The following is a 3,478-nucleotide window of genomic DNA, read 5'->3' as shown; positions in this document are numbered from 1 at the left end:
ACGGGGAGCCAGCCATTTGTTACAGACGGCGGCCATTTTATCCTCGATGCATCTTTTGGCCGCATTCCGGATACAAGAGCGCTTTCGAATGCTCTCCACGCCATTCCAGGCGTTGTCGAGCATGGTCTTTTCATCGGGCTGGCGTCAGCGGCCATCATCGCCGGCGGCGACGGCATCCAAACCGTCCATGCCGCCCGAAAACCAGGGAGTTCTATCGACCATGATGTTGCATAACCGGGTTCGCCGCTTCTCGGCCGCTCTGGCGGCTTCGGCTGTCCTTGCGTTGTCCTCGCCGGCGTTTGCGCAGGACGTCTCCGAATCGCACCTGAAGGCTGCGCGCGCCGCCGTCGCTGCCATCCATGCCACCGACCCGTTCGACAACATCCTGCCGCAGGCAGCGGCGGCGCTTGAGAACCAGCTTATCCAGAAGAACCCCGACATGCAGGAACTGATCGGCAAGACCGTCAGCGAGAAGGCGATGGCGCTGGCGGCGCGCCGCGCCGACCTTGAGAAGGAAGCAGCCCTTGCCTATGCCAAGGTGTTCTCCGAGAAGGAGCTCAACGACATCGCGACCTTCTACAGCTCCGATTCGGGCAAGAAGCTGCTGGACAGCGGTCCGGCAGTGACGCGCGATCTCGTCAAGGCAGCCGACATCTGGCAGAACGGCGTCGCCCGAGACCTCGCCCAGCAGGTGGGCGAAACGCTGGCTGCCGCGTCGAAGGCCGCCGCTCCGGCCGCGCCCGCTCCCGCGGATGGTGCCGCGCCGGCCGATGGCTCGGCTCCGGCTGACGGCGATGCGCCGGCCGACAACACGCAGAACTGATTTGCCTTGCTGCGCGGCCTGACGGCCGCTGGACCAGAAAGCCCGGCTTTGTCCGGGCTTTTCTTTTGGTGATGAGCAGCCTACCTGTCTCAGGCATTTTTGAAGGCAAGGAGCCACGCATGGCCGGTTACGACTACGATCTCTTCGTCATCGGCGGCGGCTCCGGAGGGGTGAGGGCGGCCCGTGTCGCGGCGGCGCTCGGCAAGCGCGTCGGCATCGCCGAGGAATACCGCTATGGCGGCACCTGCGTCATTCGCGGCTGCGTGCCGAAGAAGCTCTACGTCTATGCCTCGCAATTTCCCGAGCATTTTGCTGACGCCGCCGGCTACGGCTGGAGCGTGCCCGAGGCCAGTTTCGACTGGCCGACGTTGGTCGCCAACAAGGACAAGGAGATTGCCCGGCTGGAAGCCATCTACGAGAAGAACGTGAAAGGTGCCGGCGGCGAGACGTTCCATTCGCGCGCCATGCTGGTTGATCCGCATGTGGTGCATCTTCTCGGGGAGGATCGGACCGTCACCGCTGACCAGATCCTTATCGCAACCGGGGGCCGGCCAGCGCCGCATCCGGCCCTCGTCGGCCATGAGCACTGCATCTTTTCCAACGAAGCTTTCGACCTCAAGAAATTGCCGAAGGCAATCATGATCGAGGGCGGCGGCTACATCGCCGTCGAATTCGCCAACATCTTCCATGGGCTCGGCGTCGACACCACTCTGGTCTATCGCGGCAGGGAGATCCTGTCCCGCTTCGACATGGACCTCAGGCGCACACTGCACGAGACCATGGAAAAGAAGGGCATCAAGATCCTTTGCCATGCGGTGTCGGAATGGGTGCGCAAGCGGCCGGACGGGCGTCTGGACGCGCTCGTCACCGGCGGCAAGGTGCTGACCGTCGATCAGGTGATGCTTGCCATCGGCCGCATCCCCAACACCGAGAACATGGGCCTGGAAGGGGTCGGCATCGAACTCACCAGGACCGGCGCCATCAATGTCGACAAGGACTCGCGCACCAACATCGACAACATCTGGGCGATCGGCGACGTCACCAACCGCGTGCAGTTGACGCCGGTGGCGATCCATGAGGCGATGTGCTTCATCGAGTCCGCCTTCAAGGGCAACCCGACCGCGCCCGACCACGACACCATCCCGACGGCGGTGTTTTCGCAGCCGGAGATCGGCACCGTCGGCCTGTCGGAGGACGAGGCGGTCAAGCGCTTTGCCGACATCGAGGTTTATCGCGCCAGCTTCCGCCCGATGCGCCACACCCTGTCCGGTCGCGACGAGAAGATGCTGATGAAGCTGGTGGTCGACGGTGCCTCGGGGAAGGTGCTCGGCGCCCATATCCTCGGGCCGGATGCGGGCGAGATGGCGCAGCTTCTGGGGATTCCGCTGAAAGCAGGACTGACCAAGGAAGATTTCGACCGCACCATGGCCGTGCACCCGACGGCGGCGGAAGAACTGGTCACCATGTACAAGCCGACCTACCGGGTGAAGAACGGCGAGCGCGTCTGACGATACCCACCGCCGGCGACAGCCGGCGGTGGGATGTTCAAGCCTACAGCAGCGTACCGCGCAGGATCACCAGCGCCACCGAGAAGTAGATCACCAGGCCGGTGACATCGACCAGCGTGGCGACGAACGGCGCCGAGGCGCTTGCCGGATCGAAGCCGATGCGCTTCAGCGCGAACGGCAGCATCGACCCGGAGAGCGAGCCGAAGGTGACGATGCCGATCAGCGCGGCACCCACTGTCGCCGCGATCAGTTCCCAGTGCGGGCCATAGTTGTAGAAGCCGAGATACTGCCACAGCGTGATGCGGCAGACGCCGACGACGCCGAGGATCGCCCCGAGCACAAGGCCGGTCGGCAGTTCGCGCAGGGCCACCCGCCACCAGTCGCCAAGGCCGATCTCGCGCAGCGCCAGCGCCCGGATGACCAGCGAGGTCGCCTGCGAGCCGGAATTGCCGCCCGAGCTCATGATCAGCGGGATGAACAGCGTCAGCACGATCGCCTTCTCCAGCTCGCCTTCATAGCTTTGCATGGCATTGGCGGTCAGCATCTCGCTGATGAACAGGGCGCAGAGCCAGCCGGCTCGCTTCTGGATCATGGCGAGGAAGCCCATCTTCATATAGGGCTCGTCGAGCGCCTCCATGCCGCCGAAGCGATGCACGTCCTCAGTCGTCTCCTCGACCATCGTGTCGATGATGTCGTCGATGGTGACGATGCCGAGGAGCTTGCCGTGGTCGACGACCGGTACAGCGAGCAGGTCGTATTTGGAGATCGTCTGCGCCAGCGTCTCACGATCGGTCAGCGGCGTGACCGTCACCGGCACGCGGTCCGGCGCCACCGACAGGATCGGATCGTCAGGCTCGCCGGTGATCAGACGCCGCAGGCCGGTCGAGCGCACAAGGAGGTGCGTTTGCGGATCGACGATATAGATCGCATAGACGGTCTCGCGGGTGCGCTCGACCTTGCGGATGTGGTCGAGCGTGCGGCCGACGGTCCAGTCCGACGGCACGCTGACGAACTCCGTCGTCATGATCGAGGCAGCGCTGCCTTCGGGATAACCGAGGATGGAAAGCAGCGTCGCGCGCAGCGGCGGCGCGAGCGTGCCGAGCAGTTCGGAACGCGCCGGCTCGTCGATCTCGCGCAGGATGTCGGC

The 3,478-nt window shown here is 64.5% G+C and carries 4 protein-coding genes; 3 read left to right on the top strand and 1 reads right to left on the bottom strand.

From position 1 onward, the window contains the following. The 3 genes from EN745_RS32030 to gor form a co-directional block, all read left to right on the top strand. Positions 1-234, top strand: a 234-nt coding sequence (locus EN745_RS32030; protein WP_189363229.1) for a ribose-5-phosphate isomerase A, incomplete at its 5' end; no start/stop codon positions are given. Further along, entirely contained in the window at positions 221-823 is a 603-nt protein-coding gene (locus EN745_RS32025; protein WP_126054527.1) for a DUF2059 domain-containing protein, read from the top strand. The genes EN745_RS32030 and EN745_RS32025, both read left to right, overlap by 14 nt. A 119-nt stretch (positions 824-942) precedes the next feature. Next, the gene (gor, locus tag EN745_RS32020; RefSeq protein WP_126054528.1) at positions 943-2,331 is read left to right on the top strand and encodes a glutathione-disulfide reductase; all 1,389 of its coding nucleotides are present in this window, start codon (positions 943-945) and stop codon (positions 2,329-2,331) included. A 43-nt stretch (positions 2,332-2,374) separates the two neighbouring features. Here the strand turns inward: gor and mgtE are convergent. Then, positions 2,375-3,478, bottom strand: a 1,104-nt coding sequence (gene mgtE / locus EN745_RS32015) for a magnesium transporter (RefSeq protein WP_127423098.1), incomplete at its 5' end; no start/stop codon positions are given.

Origin of the sequence: Mesorhizobium sp. M4A.F.Ca.ET.022.05.2.1 (assembly GCF_003998845.1) — a bacterium.
Taxonomy (GTDB): domain Bacteria; phylum Pseudomonadota; class Alphaproteobacteria; order Rhizobiales; family Rhizobiaceae; genus Mesorhizobium.
Note: the sequence above shows the minus strand (reverse complement) of the source record. Positions and strands in the feature narration are given on the sequence as shown.